15 protein-coding genes and 1 pseudogene are annotated in these 18,472 nt (G+C 55.0%); 3 read left to right on the forward strand and 13 right to left on the reverse strand.

Translation table 11 applies throughout. The features are described from left to right. Nucleotides 1–21 precede the first annotated feature (21 nt). From JQR90_RS10115 to JQR90_RS10125, 3 genes are read left to right on the forward strand one after another with little or no spacing between them, the layout of a single operon-like run. A complete protein-coding gene (locus JQR90_RS10115; protein WP_434139990.1) occupies nucleotides 22–846 on the forward strand; it encodes a MetQ/NlpA family ABC transporter substrate-binding protein in 825 nt (274 codons plus the stop codon). Nucleotides 847–849: 3 nt separating this feature from the next. After that, a complete protein-coding gene (locus JQR90_RS10120) occupies nucleotides 850–2,010 on the forward strand; it encodes a methionine ABC transporter ATP-binding protein (protein ID WP_434139991.1) in 1,161 nt (386 codons plus the stop codon). Beyond that, nucleotides 1,994–2,647, forward strand: coding sequence for a methionine ABC transporter permease (locus JQR90_RS10125; RefSeq protein WP_167517234.1), 654 nt, complete (start codon nucleotides 1,994–1,996; stop codon nucleotides 2,645–2,647). The genes JQR90_RS10120 and JQR90_RS10125 overlap by 17 nt, the downstream gene beginning before the upstream one ends. Before the next feature lie 56 nt (nucleotides 2,648–2,703). On the opposite strand, the gene JQR90_RS10130 is transcribed toward JQR90_RS10125, so the two are convergent. From JQR90_RS10130 to JQR90_RS10190, 13 genes and pseudogenes are all read right to left on the reverse strand, one after another. Beyond that, the gene (locus JQR90_RS10130; RefSeq protein WP_074826535.1) at nucleotides 2,704–3,915 is read right to left on the reverse strand and encodes a methyl-accepting chemotaxis protein; all 1,212 of its coding nucleotides are present in this window, start codon (nucleotides 3,913–3,915) and stop codon (nucleotides 2,704–2,706) included. Nucleotides 3,916–3,924: 9 nt separating this feature from the next. Next, entirely contained in the window at nucleotides 3,925–4,299 is a 375-nt protein-coding gene (locus tag JQR90_RS10135) for a response regulator (protein ID WP_010798348.1), read from the reverse strand. An 11-nt stretch (nucleotides 4,300–4,310) separates the two neighbouring features. Then, nucleotides 4,311–4,547 (reverse strand): hypothetical protein, encoded by a 237-nt coding sequence (locus JQR90_RS10140; RefSeq protein WP_010798349.1) that lies wholly within the window; start codon nucleotides 4,545–4,547, stop codon nucleotides 4,311–4,313. Continuing rightward, nucleotides 4,544–6,958, reverse strand: a complete 2,415-nt coding sequence (locus tag JQR90_RS10145) for a chemotaxis protein CheW (RefSeq protein ID WP_434139992.1) — start codon at nucleotides 6,956–6,958, stop codon at nucleotides 4,544–4,546. Before JQR90_RS10145 ends, JQR90_RS10140 begins: the two co-directional genes overlap by 4 nt. Then, nucleotides 6,955–7,326: a response regulator gene (locus JQR90_RS10150; protein ID WP_010798351.1), complete on the reverse strand. Its 372-nt coding sequence runs from the start codon at nucleotides 7,324–7,326 to the stop codon at nucleotides 6,955–6,957. Before JQR90_RS10150 ends, JQR90_RS10145 begins: the two co-directional genes overlap by 4 nt. Continuing rightward, a complete protein-coding gene (locus tag JQR90_RS10155; RefSeq protein WP_010798352.1) occupies nucleotides 7,323–8,171 on the reverse strand; it encodes a CheR family methyltransferase in 849 nt (282 codons plus the stop codon). The genes JQR90_RS10150 and JQR90_RS10155 overlap by 4 nt, the downstream gene beginning before the upstream one ends. After that, entirely contained in the window at nucleotides 8,168–8,791 is a 624-nt protein-coding gene (locus tag JQR90_RS10160) for a HEAT repeat domain-containing protein (RefSeq protein WP_010798353.1), read from the reverse strand. Before JQR90_RS10160 ends, JQR90_RS10155 begins: the two co-directional genes overlap by 4 nt. Further along, nucleotides 8,775–9,890, reverse strand: coding sequence for a chemotaxis-specific protein-glutamate methyltransferase CheB (gene cheB, locus JQR90_RS10165; protein WP_010798354.1), 1,116 nt, complete (start codon nucleotides 9,888–9,890; stop codon nucleotides 8,775–8,777). Before cheB ends, JQR90_RS10160 begins: the two co-directional genes overlap by 17 nt. An 18-nt stretch (nucleotides 9,891–9,908) precedes the next feature. Then, nucleotides 9,909–11,453 (reverse strand): chemotaxis protein CheW, encoded by a 1,545-nt coding sequence (locus JQR90_RS10170; protein ID WP_010798355.1) that lies wholly within the window; start codon nucleotides 11,451–11,453, stop codon nucleotides 9,909–9,911. 23 nt (nucleotides 11,454–11,476) lie between these two features. Then, on the reverse strand, nucleotides 11,477–12,130 hold the full coding sequence (locus tag JQR90_RS10175) for a methyl-accepting chemotaxis protein (RefSeq protein ID WP_371106389.1): 654 nt from the start codon (nucleotides 12,128–12,130) through the stop codon (nucleotides 11,477–11,479). A 447-nt stretch (nucleotides 12,131–12,577) separates the two neighbouring features. Further along, nucleotides 12,578–13,516 (reverse strand): annotated as a pseudogene (locus JQR90_RS10180) (methyl-accepting chemotaxis protein); the annotation flags it as partial. Nucleotides 13,517–13,745: 229 nt separating this feature from the next. Beyond that, nucleotides 13,746–17,729 carry a sensor domain-containing protein gene (locus JQR90_RS10185; protein ID WP_434139993.1) on the reverse strand — a complete coding sequence of 1,328 codons (3,984 nt, stop codon included), beginning with the start codon at nucleotides 17,727–17,729 and terminating at the stop codon, nucleotides 13,746–13,748. Between the two features lie 85 nt (nucleotides 17,730–17,814). Continuing rightward, nucleotides 17,815–18,471 carry a response regulator gene (locus JQR90_RS10190; RefSeq protein ID WP_434140783.1) on the reverse strand — a complete coding sequence of 219 codons (657 nt, stop codon included), beginning with the start codon at nucleotides 18,469–18,471 and terminating at the stop codon, nucleotides 17,815–17,817. Between the last annotated feature and the right edge of the window lies 1 nt (nucleotide 18,472).

Raw genomic sequence — 18,472 nt, forward strand, 5'->3', positions numbered from 1 at the left:
ACCTTGAACAGGATGACCGATATGCTGCACCGATTGAACCCAGGCCGTGGCTGGATAAAGACCTTCGCCCTTGCAGCACTGCTAGGCGCTGCAGGCATGAGCTACGCGGCCGACTCTAATGAGCCACTGAAACTCGGCACGACAGCAGCCTTTGCCCCTCCACTGGAAGCAGCTGTGGCTGAAGCGGAAAAGCAGGGGTTGAAGGTGGAGCTGGTCGAGTTTACCGACTGGATTGTCCCTAATGTCAGCTTGGCTAACGGGGACATTGACGTGAACTACTTCCAGCACATTCCGTTTCTAGAAAATGCACGAAAGGAAGGCGGTTATAACCTGATTCCCTATGCCCCCGGCATCATCAACAACGTAGGCCTCTATTCGAAAGAGTATAAACGCTTCGAAGACCTGCCGGACGGCGCCCGTGTGGCAATTGCCAATGACCCTGTCAATGGAGGACGTGGCTTACAACTACTGGAAAAAGCGGGCCTGATCACCTTGAAGCCCGGCGTGGGATACAAGGCGACTCAAGCCGACATCCTGACCAATCCCAAGCATATACAGATCATCGAGCTGGAAGCCGTTCAACTGGTGCGCGCCTATGATGACGTGGATCTGGTCCAGGGTTACCCGGCCTACATCCGCCTGGCCAATACCTTCGACCCCTACTCAGCTCTGCTTTTTGACGGGCTTGATCACCCTGAATATGTCATCCAGTTCGTCATTCGGCCTGACCGGCAGAGCGACGAACGCCTGCGCAAGTTCATCGATATCTATCAGCATTCCCCGGCCGTGCGTGCAGCCTTGGACAAGGCACACGGAACCCTTTACCAAACCGGCTGGAGGAGCTGATTCATGACGGGATCGATTACACTTATTCGGCAGGCTCGAAACACTCATGAAGCAGAGGCGGGCCAATGCTCCCATACACTACCCTACCCCCTTACCTCTACCGCACTGGAACGCGCCGAGACCCATATCCGCTTTCAGGATATGGGTAAAACCTATAACGGTGAGCAAGGACCAGTGCGTGCGCTGCATGGTATAGATCTGGCTGTGTGCAGGGGTGAGATATTCGGCATCATAGGGCGCAGTGGTGCGGGCAAGTCTTCCCTGTTACGGACAATCAACCGACTCGAGCAGCCAAGCGAAGGACAGGTTCTGATCGACGGCGAAGATATCGGTCGCTACGGCACAAGCGAGTTGGTTGCCTTGCGCCGGCGCATCGGCATGATCTTTCAGCACTTCAATCTGCTTTCCGCCAAAACCGTGCGGCAGAATGTGGAATTACCCCTTAAAGTGGCTGGCGTACCGCGGCAGGAGCGGCAGCAGAAGGTTGCCTCACTCCTCAAGCTGGTAGGTCTGGAAAACAAGCATGATGCCTATCCTGCGCAACTGTCCGGCGGCCAGAAGCAACGCGTCGGCATTGCCCGAGCGCTTGTTCATGATCCCGATATCCTGCTATGCGACGAAGCGACTTCAGCACTGGACCCTGAAACGACACAGGCCATTCTGTCGCTGCTACGCGATATCAATCGGTCGCTGGGGCTGACCATTGTGTTGATCACCCATGAAATGGAGGTGATTCGCGAGATCTGTGATCGTGTCGTCGTGCTTGAGTGTGGTGAAGTCGTCGAACAAGGCCCCGTATGGAGAGTCTTTGGTGATCCCCACCATGACGTGACCCGCATCTTGCTCTCTCCGTTGCAGCAAACGCTATCAGATGATCTTAAAGCGCGTCTGCAGACACAGCCATTACGCCAAAACGATGCCCTCCTGCTTGAACTGCGCTTGAGTGGCTCAAGCAGCCGTGAGCCCGACCTGGGATCACTCTTCAACGCGTTGGGTGGACAGCTCACGCTTATCAGATCGAGCATCCAACGACTTCAAGGGCGCACGGTAGGCCATCTGCTGGTCTCGATCAGGCGTTCTCCCCACGCTCAGGAAGAGCTGATCAAGCGGGCTCGGCATATTTTCGACGATGTGGAGGTATTGGGTTATGTCGCTGCTGATTGATCGCCTGTGGCAAGGACTACTGGATACCCTGCTAATGGTAGGCGTCTCCTCCCTGATCGCACTGATTGCCGGTATTCCGTTGGCCGTGTTTCTGGTTACCAGTGGTAAAGGCGGGATGTTCGAGGCTGTTCGTTTGAACAGGCTGATTGGAAGTATCGTCAACCTCTTCCGCTCCATTCCTTTTCTGATTCTGATGGTGGCTCTTATTCCGTTCACCCGCCTGATTGTAGGCACTACTTACGGTGTGTGGGCCGCCGTCGTACCGTTGGCTATTGCAGCAACGCCGTTCTTTGCCCGTATCGCTGAAGTGAGCCTGCGTGAGGTAGACCATGGCCTGATCGAGGCCGCCCAGGCCATGGGATGCCGACGCCGACATATCGTCTGGCATGTTCTGCTACCTGAGGCCCTGCCGGGTATCGTGGGCGGATTCACCATTACGCTTGTTACGATGATCAATTCCTCTGCCATGGCGGGTGCCATTGGTGCGGGCGGCCTGGGAGATCTTGCTTATCGCTATGGTTATCAGCGGTTCGATGTGTCAGTTATGTTGATTGTCATTATAGGGCTGGTATTACTTGTAACATTGATTCAATTTGGCGGGGATCGCTTGGCGAAGGCGTTAAACCATCGAGCATGAACCGATAAAAAAGGCCAGTCGGGAGTCCGCTGGCCTTTTTTGCATTCGTATGAAGTTTAAAACAGTTCGATCTTGAGTCCTTCGGACTGCACTTCGTGTCCCCGACCTATCTCTTCAAGATGGCCTTTGTGCTGTGAGTGCGTCACATAGCTGTTCAGGTGCTTTTGCATCCGAGCATCGAGATCAGGTAGCTCCCCCGGCTGACAGGTTTCAGGTGAGGCAAGCCCGACACTATAGGCCTCCATAACATCGCTCAAGGTGTCCAGCATATGACTGCTCTGCTCCAGGCGCTGACGTAGCGGGTCCTGGAACTGCAAACAGGACAGTACGCCTTGCAGATCATTGTTCACTTCGGAGCTTAACCCTTTGACACCACTGACGACTGACGTCATGCATTCCGCTGCTTCCTGTAGATACCTCACCATGGAACGCAACTCATTACCTACATGTTCCAGTCCGCTTCTGGCCAGGAAATCCTCCTGCCGGTTTTGTGCGGCTGTCGACTCCTCCTCAAAGCGTGAGGCCAGATTCTGAATAGTCGTGGAAATCGAGTGCGCCGCCTCTGCAGTGCGCGCGGAGAGATTACGTACTTCAGTGGCGACTACGGCAAACCCACGACCGGAGTCCCCTGCCCGTGCAGCCTCGATAGCTGCGTTAAGCGCCAGCAGGTTGGTCTGTTTGGCAATATCACTGATGAGGGCAATCAACGGCCCGGTGGCGTTGACTTCCTCATACAGGCGCCGCATACGCTCGATATCACTACTGAGGCTTTCCTTGCGCTCTTTTTCAAAGGCAGACAGTGTCGCCAGTGTCTTTTCATTGCGCTGCTGATGCTCATCCGCCTCACGGGAAAGCGTCTGGGCACAACCACATCCTTCACTTACCGTCTCGGACAGCTTCTGACCGGTAAGATGAATATTATTGAGACGTTCGATTGCGCACAGCACATTGCGCTCGGTCTCATCACTCACCTCTTTTAGGTTACGCTGCACGATACGGCTCAGGCCAGGCACAGCATTGGCCGTGGCGACTGTTTTATCGAACAGGACTGCGTATGTGCTCCCCTCCTCTATTCGCTCAGGAACATGGGCAGAATTTTGGGACAACCTCCACGTCATCAATAACAGCGGAATGGAGAAAAACACGGCGACGCCCATGCAGGCCACGGTTGACTGTTGCGCCAGCCAAGCCGACCAGACCGGCGAGCTGAGGCCCAGCGCCACTATGGCCAGCAACAATCCGGCTTTGAGGTAGGCTTGGTTGTTCATTTTGGCTCCTTAGGCGCCCGGCAGGACTTGCTTGATGACCTTGAGCAGGTCCGCTGCCCCGACAGGCTTCACTAGCCAGCCGGTGGCACCATTCTTTTTGGCCTCGTCACGCTTGCTTTGCTGGCTCTCGGTAGTGAGCGCCAGAATGGGAACAAAGCGCATTCCAGGTAGTGCACGGGCCTTGCCGATCAGCTCAAGACCACCCATGTTGGGCATGTTGATATCGGTGATGATCAGATCCGGCTTGTAGCCGCCTTGCAGCTTGCTCATCGCCTGCACGCCATCATTGGCCGCCTCGACTTTAAAGCCGGACATTTCCAGGCTGCTGCGCAGACTCATCAGCATGGTCGCGGAGTCGTCGACGATCATGATGTTCTTGCTCATTTCACTCTCTCCTACGCATTCAGTGCGGCTTCAAGCCACACCTTTATATCGGTATTTTTCGGCCAAACTGAAACGTTTGGTTTCAATGCCATAAGTACTTGCAGATCAGCGGTATGCAGGTGTTCGAGGTCACCCAGATTGACCTTTGCGGCCGGGTTTTTCACCAGCCATTCCAGCAGGGTTTCTGCCTCTTCCACCGTGACCTGATCAGCCAATACGGCTACGCTTTTCTTGAAGGTAATGCTCATTCGAATAGCTCCGTGGGGTTGAGGATCATCAGGATGGAACCATCCCCCATCACGGCCGTACCGGAGTAACCAGATAGCTCACCGAGAATGCCCACCATGGGCTTTAGGATGATGTCGATCGAGCCGTGGAAATCATCAATGATCAGGCCGACCAGCTCGCCTCGGCTGCGTAGCACCATCAAGGCGTACTCATCATCCTCGTTAAGCACCTGCTTCTCGGAGACCGCCAGCATCTGGTTCAAACTCTTGAGCGGAATCGTGCGACCGCGCAGTTGCGCGGTGGGCTGATGCTTGATGGTATGGATCGAATCCTTGGGTAAGCGCACGGTTTCCATGACTTGATCCATGGGAATGCCAAAGCGCTGACCGCCTGACTCAATCACCATGACCTGCGTTACTGCCATGCTCAGCGGCAGTGTCAGGCTCAGCTGCGTACCCTTGCCGACCTGACTGGTCAGGCGCAGTTGGCCGCCCACTTTTTCGATACCTGAGCGCACCACATCCATACCAACGCCACGGCCGGACAGATCGGAAATCTGCTCCGCAGTCGAAAAGCCCGGCAGGAAGACCAGATTGACCAGCTCCTGATCACTCATCGCATCCAGGGCAGTCTGCTCGACCAGACCTTTACCAGCTACCTTGGCCTTGATCTTTTGTGGATCGATACCGCGACCATCGTCTTCAATAACAATAACCACATGGTCCGCGTTCTGGCTGGCGCGAATACGCAGCGTGCCGGTTTCCGGCTTGCCAGCGTTTGTACGCTCCTCCGGAAGCTCCAGCCCGTGATCCATGGAGTTACGGACGATATGCACAAGCGGATCGGCCAAGGCCTCGATCATGGATTTGTCCGCTTCGGTGTCTTCCCCTTCCAGGATGAGGTTGACCTTCTTGCCCAGCTTGCGCGCGATATCACGCACCAGACGTGGGAAGCGCTGCAGCACGAAAGAAACCGGCATCATGCGTACTTGCATGATGGCGTCCTGCAGGTCTTCGGCGATACGGTTGACTACGGCATATTGAGCCTTTATCTCTCGCGCCAGCTCGCGCTGACCATATTGGTCTTCAGCACGCTCGGCCAGATAAGGTAATCCGTTCTTGGCAACTACAATCTCGCCAATCAGGTTCATTAGGCGGTCGATCTTTTCCTGCTCGATCTTGAGGACCTTAGGCGTAACATGATTGCCAGCCTCCTCCTGACGCCGACCGGCAGATGCCCCGGAAGGCGCGCGTGCAGCTTCCACCACCGGAACAACAGGTGCTGCGGGATCAAGCTGTGCCGACAGCCATGCGCTCATGGCCTCTTGAGTACGACCCTCTTCTTTGGGCGCCTCGGATATGGAGTCAGCACCCGTCTGCCAGTGTGCCTGGAACCAGGCCATAATCGGTGTGGCGCTGCGCTGCTGATCGGCGTCCATCACGCTACGCTGCAAGGTCTCATTGAGTGCAGGATAAGCCATGAGAACATTGGTTAATGTCCGGACGATGGCGGCATGCTGACCGCTACGCCAAGGCTGAGAGAGGCAGGCAGCCAAGGCTATCTGCTGAGTGCCTACTACGTCCCGTACCAGTGGATCGATTGCTTCGTTACCATGGCTTAAGCTCTGTTGAGCCTCTTCGGCCGGAGCAGGTGCAGCACACAGTGCCGCTGTTACGGCCTCCCAGCTGACCTGATCACTGACATACCGGAAGTGCTCAGCCAGATCCTCTTCCCGTATCGCTAACAGGAATTCGATACGCAGATTGCAGTGATAGGCATCCAGTTCTGACGCTGCCGCCCAGGGCTCTACAGCGGTCACACGACGCCAGAAAATGTCCGGCAGCTGACGCACCAGGTGCAAAGGATCGGTGCCCTGGAAAAAACAATCGGCGGCAGGACGATACTCAACACGGTAAACGCATTGTTCATCCTTCAAACGATCGGCTATGTGCTGACGTACTTCATCATTCAGTTCAGTCGCCCAGGCGGGCGACTCGCTTTCAGACGTACCGTTTTTGGCGCCAGCAGCAACCACGGCCGTCTCGCTGCTGGTAAGCCACGCGCGCAGCCCATCGACCAGTTCACGAGGCGGAACCTGAAAGCCGTCACCCGGCTGACCGTTTTGTTCGATCTCATCCAGGAACTCGCTGACATAGTCAGCCGTGTTCAAAAGCTGATCAGCCAGTTGTTGATTGAAGTCCAGCTCACCGTTACGGACTGCATCCATCACGTCTTCAGCGGCATGCAATACACTGGTCAGCGCCGGAAAATCAAACAGGCCTGAGTTACCTTTAAGCGTATGCACCAGGCGGAACAGTTCGCCCAGTGGGGCGGTATCGCCAGGCTCTCGTTCCATGGCAAGCAAGGTACTGCCAATGGATTCCAGGGCTTCACGGCTCTCCTGGATGAATTGTTGCAGCAATGCGTTCACTGAGCACCTTCTCCGGTCAAAACATTCACCAGCCTCAGCAACGCTTCAGGCTTGATCGGTTTGGTTAAGTAATAATTAGCACCGGATTCCCAAGCCTGCTGACGATCATGATCACCCGACTCGGTTGTAATCATTACCGCAGGGGCCTGTTCAATAGGCCGGGAGCGCAGTTCACGCAGGAAGCTGAAGCCGTCCTGCATGGGCATATTCACGTCTACCAGATACAGGTCGTAGGGCGTCTCGAGGCTTTTTTCCAGCGCCTCAATGCCGTTGATGGCCTCGTCAACGTGATAACCGGCTTTCTCCAGTATTTGTCGGTTGAACAGCCGTACGGTGGCCGCGTCGTCGACGATCAGAATGCGTTTCATCGAGCCTCCAACGGCTTCTGGTAAACAATTGCTTCAGGGAATTTGCGCACCTGGAACAGAGACGAAATACGACTCATGGACTCCGAGTGACCCAGGCAGATCATCCCGCCTGGATTGAGCGCATCAAAAAACGTATCGGCCGCCTGGCGACGAGACAGATCATCGAAATAGATCAGCAGATTACGACAGAAAATAATGTCGAAGCCCTTATAAGCCTTCACATCGGCAGCGCTCATCAGGTTTACCCGGCTGAACTCGACGCTTTGACGAATATCGTCGATTAGCTGGTAATCCCCGCTTTTCTGCTGTTTGAAATACTTTTCCAAAAGCGTGGCCGGCAGGTTGTGTACCGAACGCGGGCTATAGAGACCTCTTCTGGCGCGCTCCAAAATGTTGGTGTCGATATCCGAGGCGATCAGCTCAACATCCCACTCCTCAATACCCTTCCAGTATTCGAGCAGGTACATGGCGATGGAGTAAGGCTCCTCACCTGAAGACGACGGCATCGACCAGATACGAATGGGCCCTGAGTCACGCTTACGTCGGGTGACCTCTTCCAGCATGTTCGTCACGAGACACTTGAGCTGATACTCCTCGCGGAAAAAGTAGGTCTCATTGACGGTCATCGCATTGACCAGAGACTGCAGCTCATCACCCGATGCCTGAAAACGCAGGTTCACAAAATAGTTGCGAAAAGTACCCGCGTCCGTGGCCTCGATGCGCTCGATCAAGCGCTTGTCCACGAAATAGCGCTTCGAGTCATCGAAGTGGATACCGGTCTTGCGGTAGAAGAATTCGCGAAACTTCACGAAGTCTTCCTTGGTAATCGCGGGTGTCTGGCTCACAGGGCTGATTCTCCACGCAGGCGCTGGATAGCCAGATCAACGGCGAAACGCAGGTAAGCCTCATCGGGGAAGCGCTCAAGACAAGCCTCAAGCGCCGGCACCGCACGCTCGCTCCCGATTTCGCACAGCAGATCCACGGCGCAGGCACAGACATTGAGATGCGGGTCATGCTCCAGCAGATCGATCAGCCACAGCTCGACATCCGGATGCTTGAGTGATTCCAGAATTCCGATAGCCAAGATGCGGACGTCGGCGTCGTAGTCCTGCAGCGCGTTCTGAATCAACCCAGGATGCTGAACACCTGCCGTCTTCAGAGCTTCGATGGCATCGTTACGTAGCGCCGCATCCTCACTGCGCAGGCAGTCAAGCAGAGCGGTGACTGAGCTGACATCGGCGATAGCAGCCAGACTGGTGATAATGGCCTCACGCACAGACGGTTCGGCTTCTTCTTCCAGACGATCGATCAGAGCGCTACTGGCATTTGGAAACCTTGCTATTGCACGTGCGGCCAAGCGACGAGCCGCGGTATCGGGGCTGTCGAGTGTATCAAGCAGCTGCTCGAACCCGCTTGGCTGGTCATCGCCGGCCTGATCGGCCAGGGTATTACGAACGAGTGGCATGGCGGGATACTCGAGAAGACGTAGTGGTTTTACCGCTGCCCCAACGGATAAGGGTGGCGGCCATTTCAGTGCAGGCCATGATTTCCGTGGCACCGCCACGACGGATCAGCTCTGCCGGCATACCAAACACAACAGATGATTCCTTGGACTCAGCCAGGGTGCGCCCTCCACGGCGCTTGAGTTCGGTCATCTCATCAGCACCGTCGTACCCCATGCCCGTCAGCATTACACCGATCAGTTGACTTGGCTGGAAATGCTCCATGGCGGTTTCCACCATCAGGCTGACGGAGGGATGCCAGAGGTACTTGTTGTTTTCCGGCTTGGGCAAGGCATAAGGACGGCCTGCACGACGACCGATACAAACGTCACTGGCTCCCATCCCAACGTAAACCGTACCGGCTTCGAGCGGCATGGGTCTGCTGACCTCTACTACCGTGAGCGCGCAGACATTGTTCATGCGCTCGGCGAAAGCACGGGTAAAGTTGGCCGGCATGTGCTGGGAAACCACGATCGGCCAGGGATAGCTCGCCGGAAGCTTCGACAGAATTTCTTCCAGCGTACGAGGCCCACCGGTAGATGAGCCGATCAGTACAAGCCCTTCACCCAAGCCACCTGCCAGCTCTACGGCTTTTTCCACCGGCTCGCGCTCGATTTGGGAGCGAGTCGGCGCGGTTGATCCGGCGCGTGGTTTTCCTGCCTTCTTGAGCTGAGCACCAGCAGCGGCACGCACCTTGGCAACCAGGCTGTCACGCACCTGATCAATATTCAGAGAAATCGTACCGCCCGGTTTGGGAAAGAAATCCACCGCGCCGAGCGCTAACGCCTCAAGCGAGGCAATAGCACCCTGCTCGGTCAACGATGAAAACATCACGACCGAACGGGGCTTTTCTGCCATGAGCATGGACAAAGCCGTCAGCCCGTCCATCTCAGGCATATTGATATCCAGGGTGATGACGTCCGGATCGAACTGGCGAGCCAGCTCAATCGCTTCGAGGCCATTGCGGGCCATTTCGAGCTCGAAGTCACCTTCGGCCTCAAACACCTTTTGCAGATGGCGGCGCATTAATGCGGAGTCATCGACGATAAGCAGACGAATCATGACGGCAGCACCCTTCCCTTACGCGACGCTCGACAGGGCGCTAAGCTCCTGCTCGCCCAGAAGCTGACGCGGCTCGACAAGCTGGATCATGCGCTTCTGCTTGGGCAGGTTTGCCACGCGACCAAACAGGCGCTGCTGTTCACTCGACAGTGCCGGTGCAGGCTCGATAAGGTTGCGTGAGATTTTCAGCACTTCAGCGACCGAATCCACGATAAAGCCGGTGCGCAGATCATTGATGACAAACACCATGATGCGCTGGCGATCATTGTTCTCGATGCTCGGTAATCCGAAGCGGCGGCGCTGATCGATTACCGGCAGCACAACGCCACGCAGGTTCATGACACCCTCGACAAAGGAAGGCGCCTTGGGTACATGCGTCAGGTTTTCCGGGACACGAACGATCTCCTGGACGCTGTCGATGGGTACGCCAAACTCTTCGTTACCCAAACGGAACACCACCAGTTGCTCTTCGTCGTCGTTATCAATCTGATCGAGCAGCTCTTCGTCCACGCTCGGCTCCTTATCATTCGTATTCAAAACACGTTGCACCGACTGGTGCTGGAACAAGCGCTCTGCTGACACGACGGAAACCAGTCGCTTGCCATTTTGCAGGCGGCATAAACCGGTCAGCTCAGCCATGTTCTGGTCTCGCGCCAGCATTGGCGGCATGGGCTCAACCTGAGAGCCGGGCACTCGCAAAACTTCATTAACACTATCGAGAATGATCCCAACCGATACCCCGGCGAGACTTACCACCAGGATGCGGCTGCGCTCGTCAGTCTCCTGACTGGGCAAATGGAACATCTCGCGTAGCGATACCAGAGGCAGCAGGCGCTGACGCAGCGTCATGACACCGCGTACATGGGACGCCGTCTTGGGTACAGAGACGATATGCTCGGGAACCTGGACGATTTCCTGAACATCCTCGATCGCGATACCATATTCCTGACTGTCTACGGTAAAGCTGACCAACTGAAGCTCATCACTGTCCTCATCCTCATCGGCGGTGTCAGGCAGAACGGACATGCTGCTGGCCATGACGGTACGCTGGAGCAGACTGTTCTCGCTGAAGCTGTCTCGGATCAGGGCCTGGAAATCCAGGATCATGACCAGTTCGTGGCCGCCAACCTGCTTGAGCAGCCCTGTCAGGAGCCGGGTGTTGATCGTGGACTGGACATGGCTGACCGGCTCGATCTGATCGTCTTCCACCATAATGACACTGGCAACACGGTCAACCACGAAACCCAGCGGCTGGCCCAAATTGAGCACAATGGCGCGGGTCGAATCATCGGCATCGCGGGCTTCCATGTTGAACAAGGTCCGCAGGCAGATAATCGGCAACACGTTACCGCGCAGGTTGGCCAGACCGTTCAGGGCTGGCGGTGTTAGTGGTACACGGATCACCTCTGGTACACGGATGATTTCCTGCACAGGCAACATCTCGACCGCGAACACCTCCTCACCGACGGTGAACGTTACGAACTGATGCCCTTGAGCCAGCTCGTCGTCATCTCCTCCCTCGCCGCGTACGACGAGGGCTTCATTTGCAGTTGTTTGAGTCATCTCGATCCCCTCACTTCAGGGATTTAGGCGCTTTGCAGCTCATCAGCCAGGGAGGCAATTTCTTCAATGGCGGCGGACAGCTCCTCAGCACCCTGCGACTGCTGCTTGGCAGCAGCGGCGGCTTCCTGAGCCGCGTGCTCGGCTTCCTGGGCGGCGGCAGAGATCTGGTCGATACCGGATTTCACCTGGGTGATGCTGGCGCTGATCTCTTCGGCAGATTTCAGAATGTCGGAAGAACCCACTTCTACACTGGCGATGTCACCGGCCATGCTGTCCAGGTTGCGGGTAATCACCGTTGCCTTCTGAGCTTCTGCCAGGGCAGCGCTGATGATTTCTTCCAGGTCGCGACCCACTACCCCGATCTGGTCCTGAACGGCTTTCACCAGATCCTTGATGCGGTCAGCGTTCTCAGCGGAGTCATGGGCCAGGTTACGGATATCGGTCGCCACGACGACGAAGCCTTTACCGAACTCACCGGCTCGGGCCGCTTCGATAGAGCCGTTCACGGCCAGCATGTTGGTCTGGATGGAAACCGTGGTAATCGCGTCAACAATCTTGTCGATCCGGCGGGAGATCAGTTCCAGATCCTTGATCTGGCTCAGGCTGGCGCGAGTCGCTTCGATGGACGACGTCACACCATTGACCATGGCGTCGATGTTGCCCTTGTTGGCCCCCATCAGCGTCTTGATGGCATTCGCCTTCTCCAGGCTGGCCGTTGCACGGCCTTGCGCCAATTCCAGACCTTTTTCGATCTGAGTGACCGCTGCAGCGGACTCTTCGGTAGCAGCAGCCTGCGTTTGTGCGCCTTGGCGGATCTGGTCGATTACCAGAGAAATCTGGCTGGACGCACGATTGATCTCCTGAACAGCCGAAGACAGCTCTTCAGCCGCTGAGGCAACCTCTTCGGCGCTTTTGCTGACATCAGTTGAGCTCTTCAGCTCTTCAGCCAGCTCTGAAAGACTTTGAGCGGCCTGCTCGCACTCAGCCAGGGCCTGGGCCTGCTCGTCTACCGTCTTGGCGGATTCCTCGGCCGCGGCGGACTGCTGCTCGGCAGCGGAGGCAATGGAATCTGCACCGCGCAAGGCCTGTTGGGCAGCAGCGCTGCTTTGAACAGCGCCCGCGGCGATGTCCTGCGCACCTTTTACAATTTCTATGCAATCCAGACGAATCTGTTCAAGCTGCTGGGTGATGGTGCCACCCTTCTCTACTTCGGTCTGGATGGTTTCAGCGGAGCGGTTAATGCCCTGGGCAATGTTTTCCACGTCATGCTGGATCTTGCCGACCATGTCGGAAATCTGCTTGGCACTCTTCTCAGAGGTTTCTGCCAGGGTGCGGACTTCGTCAGCCACTACGGCAAAGCCTTTACCATGCTTGCCTGCACGGGCGGCTTCAATGGCAGCGTTCAATGCCAGAAGATTGGTTTGGTCAGCGATACGGCCAACAGCCTTGACGATCTCGCCAATGTTAGCGGCCTGCTGCTTAAGCTCAGCGACGCGGTCAACCGAGCCGGACTGACGCTCTGCCGCAACACGAACGTTGGCAATGAGCGCTACTACGTCAGTATTGACCGCCGCAGCCAGGCGCTGCATGGCCTCGGATTTTTCCTGGGCAACCGCAGCGCTTTGCTGCTGAAGCTCAATGGAGCGGCCTACGATCTCGAAAGCTTTCAGGGACTGCTGAGCAGCGCCGGAAGCTTCCTCTGCACCACTGGCGATCTGATCGGCGGCACGCTTGAGCTCTTCTGCAGCAGAAGCGGCTTCATTCACGCCTGTAGACAGCTGATTGGTTGCAGCAGCAATGCGCTCGGCTGCCTGCTGCTGCTTGGCCAGTGTACGGGCACGCTTGCGCTGTGCCTCAGCGTCACGGGCAACGGTACGGGATACGACTTTTTCAGCCGCGGCGGAAGGCGTGGTGGGTTTCTTGACCAGGGCCATGAAGGTTTCCTCAACTACGAGCAATGGTTTCATTGATAAATGGATGCATACGCAGCTGGGTGGCTCCTGCTCACTCCAAAGCGTGCGGCCTGTCTGATGTAGGCCGAAACACTTCGGCTCGCCTGACATCCACGGCAGGCATATTTAAGCGTCGTTGATCAAGAGAAACTATCGGGGAGAACCTGAGGTAAAACGCCTGCTTTTCCTAAGAAAAAACCTGAAACATCTAAGCCACCGAGCGGCTAAAGTTTCAGGATGGATGGCAGAATCGAAGGCCTGCCACGCCGTAAGCTCAAAAAAAAAGCCGCTCTACAGCGGAGCGGCTTTTTGACACTGCAAGCTGAAAGAACTAAGTCATTTACCTAATGGCAATATGCTTTTCCTCAAAAATAACGGCGTCAACCGGCGGACTGATCAAGAACCCCTGCATCTGGTCACAATGCAATTCCTCTAATAACCGTTGTTGCTCCAGCGACTCGACACCTTCGGCCACAACCGTCATCGACAAGGCGTGAGCCATCTCAATGACGCTTTTCACAATGGCACGATCAGAAGCATTGCTGGCCATCTCGTTAAGAAAGCATCGATCAATCTTGAGTGTGTCCGGCACAAAGGAACGCAAACTTCCCAAGGTCGAATAACCCGTACCGAAGTCGTCCACTGCTATCCGGACGCCCAACGTTTTTAGATCATTGATGATGGCGCTCGACTCGCTGCCTGCCTCAGGCATGATGGACTCGGTAAGCTCCAGTTCCAGGCAGCCCGGCTCAATACCATGTCGCTCCAAACTGGCTCGCACTTGCTCGCATAGGTCGGGTTGCAGCTGGCGAAGCGACAGGTTCACCGCTACTACAAAATGGCCTAGCCCTCTTGATTGCCACTCAGCCAGTTGCGCCAGAGCCTGGTCGATACACCAGAGCCCAACGGGCACGATCAGGCCGGTTTCCTCAAGCAATGAAATGAACCGTAGCGGACTAAGGAGACCATGAGCTGGATGTTCCCAGCGAATCAGGGCCTCGGCGCCACATACCTGTTGATTAGCCATATCCACTTTGGGCTGGTAATACAGAACGAACTCGTTTTGATCGATCGCACGACTAAGTTCAGCTTCAAGCTTAAGCGTATCGAAGCTGTGCTTGAGCAATCCTTGGTTGAAGAATTGATACCCATTGCGCCCAGATTTCTGTACGGCGTACACGGCAGCATTGGCGTTCTTGATCAATTGCTCAGCCGTTTCACCGTCCAATGGATACTGAGCTACACCAATGCAGCCTGTTAGCCGGATCGATTCTGTCGCCAATAAGAAATGCTCATCAAGCGACTGAAGCAAGGCCTTGATAACATCATGCACATGCGCCATTTCCTCCTCTCGGCTCAACAGTACCGCAAACTCATCGCTGGCTAGATTAGCAAGGTAGCCCTTTGCACCTAATACGGTCTGGAAACGCTCGGAAACCTGATTGACCAATTCATCCCGTATACGCTGACCCAGGCATTGCTGGACCCATTTGATACGATCAAGCCCAATGAAGAGTACCGAGAACTCGCGATTACCCTTTCCAGCCTGAACACATTGCTCTTCCAGGCGTTTATGGAACATGACTCGGTTGGGTAACCCACTTAAACTATCGAAATGCGCAGCCGCATAAAGTTGTTCCTGGTAGGTGCGCGCCTCGGTGATGTCTTCGGCGATACCCACAATACGAGCAACCTCTCCTTGGGCGTTCGGAAATGGAAAAGCCTTATTACGGACCCACAAAAGTTTACCGTTGGCATCGACTGAGCGGTACTCGACCTCAGCAGACCGGTGATGCCAGATCACCTCTTGATGAAAGCGCTCAACCAAGGGTTGATCATCCTGATGGACAAGGCTGATCCATTGTGTCGCATTCTCGTATAACAACTCAGGAGAATGTCCCCATATTTTTTGGAAGGCTGGGCTTACATAGCTGACTTTTTCCTTGGAAATGTCATATACCCAGAAGACATGAGGAAGATATTCAACCATTTCCCTGAAACGAGCTTCACTTTCTTGAAGCTGAGCTAAAAGGTCTCGCTGAAAATCGATATCCATCAGCGATCCTGCGAAGCGCACCAGTACATCCCCTTCCCGCTCGGCCTTGCCACGGATCCTGAACCAATGCCAGCCCATAGCCGTTTGCAGACGCAGCTCGATATCAAATGGCGCGTCATGCACCAGATGGCATTCAAGCATAGATACCAACGCCTCGGTCTCATCGGGATGAGTCTGTTCAATCAACCACTGTGGAAACGGTTGATGCTCATCAGGGATGCTTCCTATCAATTCAATAAACCGCTCGGACAGGTAAAGCGCTTTACGCTGCGGGATCCACTCCCACAACCCATCGCTCGAGCCTTCGTAAATCAACTTGAGCCGTTGGGCCTGAGTATTTAGTGTTCGCTGAAGACGAGCCGTTTCGGTGACATCCTCATGCACAATGAGTAATTGCTTCTGCTCAGTGTCCATTAGCAGGGCAAACATCTTGAAGACGCGAACCTCATCCCCCAAGTCCATCTTGAACTCCAGGCTGAAAGGATCACCTTCTCCATCTAGCAGAGACTGGAGTTTAGCCAAAATAGTCTGCGCCACGGCCCCACCCCGGCCTGCCATACCTGCACAGAATTTCAGGTAATTCGTTCCAGCATCCGGCCAGTCCCACTGGGCGGGATGGGTATCAATAAACTGGGTCCACGCTTGATTGACGGTAATTACAGTACCGGCTTCGTCCAATACACATACCAACTGAGGTAGTGCATCAAGAATACTGCGTGTAAAGGCTTCTGCTTGAATCAGGCGCTGCTCACGATGCTTCTGCAAGGACACATCCTGCATGCAACCGACCAAAAGGCCTTGGGGATGAGCTTTAGGGCGAAGCACCACGCCTGCAAATTGAAAGTTTCTCCATGCTCCCGACCGCCCGACGTGCCGGAGACGTAAAGAGACACTCAAGGAAGCTTTTCCCTCGGTCAAATCCAGCAGCGCTGAAACCAGCCCCAGACGATCATCAGGATGCAAATGCTTCATCAGCTCATCCTGATGCGAACCACCTGCCTCCATGGAAATATTCAGGAGCTGTATCGCCTGCTCGGATAACATAAGTTCACGCGAGGCCAGATCGAATTGCCAATCGGCGAAACGACCAATTTCCTGAGCCAAGCGCAGGCGAGTTTCTGTTGTCTGGCTCTGTTGGACGCTGGCGACATCCGAGGTGATGTTGCTAAAGAACACCGTGATACCGTTAGGCCGTGGATAGGCGCTGACACGATGCCATTGCTGAAAAGGCCGAAAATAAAATTCGAAATGACGAGGGAAACCGGAATACATCACATCCCGATAAGCCGAACCGAGTTCCCGATCTTCATCCTCTGGGTAAAGATCCCAGATGTAAGCGCCCAATAGCTCTTTTCGTGTGCGCCTGAGCAGGACCTCAGCCATCTCATTGACTTGAATGAAACGCCACTCCTGATCGAGCCGATACATTCCTTCATCAAGGTTATTTAGAAGAGCATCAAATTCATCGTGGGTGTCTTTAAGCTTGGTAGCGTTACGCTGAGCTTCGGTAATGTCCCAAGAGAACGCCAATATCGTCTCGATGTGCCCTTGCTGCCCACGGACAGGCAGGACCAGTACATCCCACCATTTGGCTGTGCCATTGAGCGTGTCACATTGGCCAACAAAACGCCCCGGCACGCCCAAACAGGCCTGATCAAATTCCTGACGCGCCTTTGGAGCCCATTCGTCTTTCCAGAAGCTCAACCAATCCGCGCCGTGGACCTGCTCGGAATTGCAAACGTCCATGAGCAATCGACCCTGGTCATTCATGCTTAAAAGACGACCGCTCAAGTCAATCTCTTTAAGGCATACGTCAGGCGACTGGGTAAGGACCGAACTGAACTGCGCCAACAAGTGGTTGTGTATGTGCTGCTGTTTGATTCTCGTCTTCAGCCGAGCCACTTTTCCCGAAAGATAGCTGACCGAAATAACCAACCCGCAAACGATCACGAGATGAATATCGATATCGTAGGGGTGGGGATCAATGACATACCAGACCAGACACCCTACAAGGGTAACCAGCCCGCAAACGCTGAACGCTTGCCAAGCCAGACGCTTTACCGTGGCCATTGTCAGCGCGCCCCCCCAGATCAGTAACGCAACCTCTAGCCGGCCAAGGCCCAGGCAAAGGAGACTGACCATGGAAACGCCCAAGCAGAACGCCCACGAGTAGGACACTGGAAATGAAGCAGAAGGTGCGTCTGAAGCATCATGACGTGAGAGATAATGCTCCAGGAAACGATCAGCCTGGGACGAAAATGAAGACATAGGGCACTCTTTCAATAGCCAGTGACCTAGTGTGCGAAACTTGCGCCACCTTGACTATCAGGGAATTCCCTAAGCCAATAAGCTGTTAATCCTCAGGGCTTATCAAGCCTTTACGTACAGCGTATAAAACCAGCGAGGGCACATCATGCAGATTAAGGCGATCCATGATTTGCGAGCGATGGGTATCTACGGTTTTTACACTGAGTCCAAGGCCCTGAGCGATATCACGTGTCGAGCAACCACGTGCAATCAAACGCAAGATTTCTGTTTGCCTGGGCGTCAATACCGAACCGCCGCTACTACTCTCGCGTGGCCGGCCTTCAACGATAGCGGACTGAATAACGGTCTGGGCAATACCGGGACTTAAATACGACTCGTTGCGTGCCAGGGCTTGCAAAGCAATGTCTAGCTCCTGTGCAGCCGCATCCTTGAGCAGATAGCCCCGCGCACCTAGGCGTAATGCAGCCAGAACATAGTCAGGTGTAGCATGCATGGAAAGCATAAGAATCTGAACATCTGGATACTGTTCACGCCATTGGCGTAGCGCATCGAGACCACTAAGGTGCTTCATGCTGATATCCAATAATAAGATGTCCGGTTTATGCTCCCGCAGAATACTTTCTACATCGGAGCCATCCCCTCCTTCCGCCACAACCTCATAGCCAGGCTGGTCTTCGACCAAAGACCGCAGCCCAGCCCTGATCAAGGCATGATCATCAACGAGCGCTACACGGGTTACCAAG

The sequence above is a fragment of the Pseudomonas sp. JZ114 genome, assembly GCF_051027705.1.
In the GTDB taxonomy this organism is placed as follows: domain Bacteria; phylum Pseudomonadota; class Gammaproteobacteria; order Pseudomonadales; family Pseudomonadaceae; genus Chryseomonas; species Chryseomonas luteola.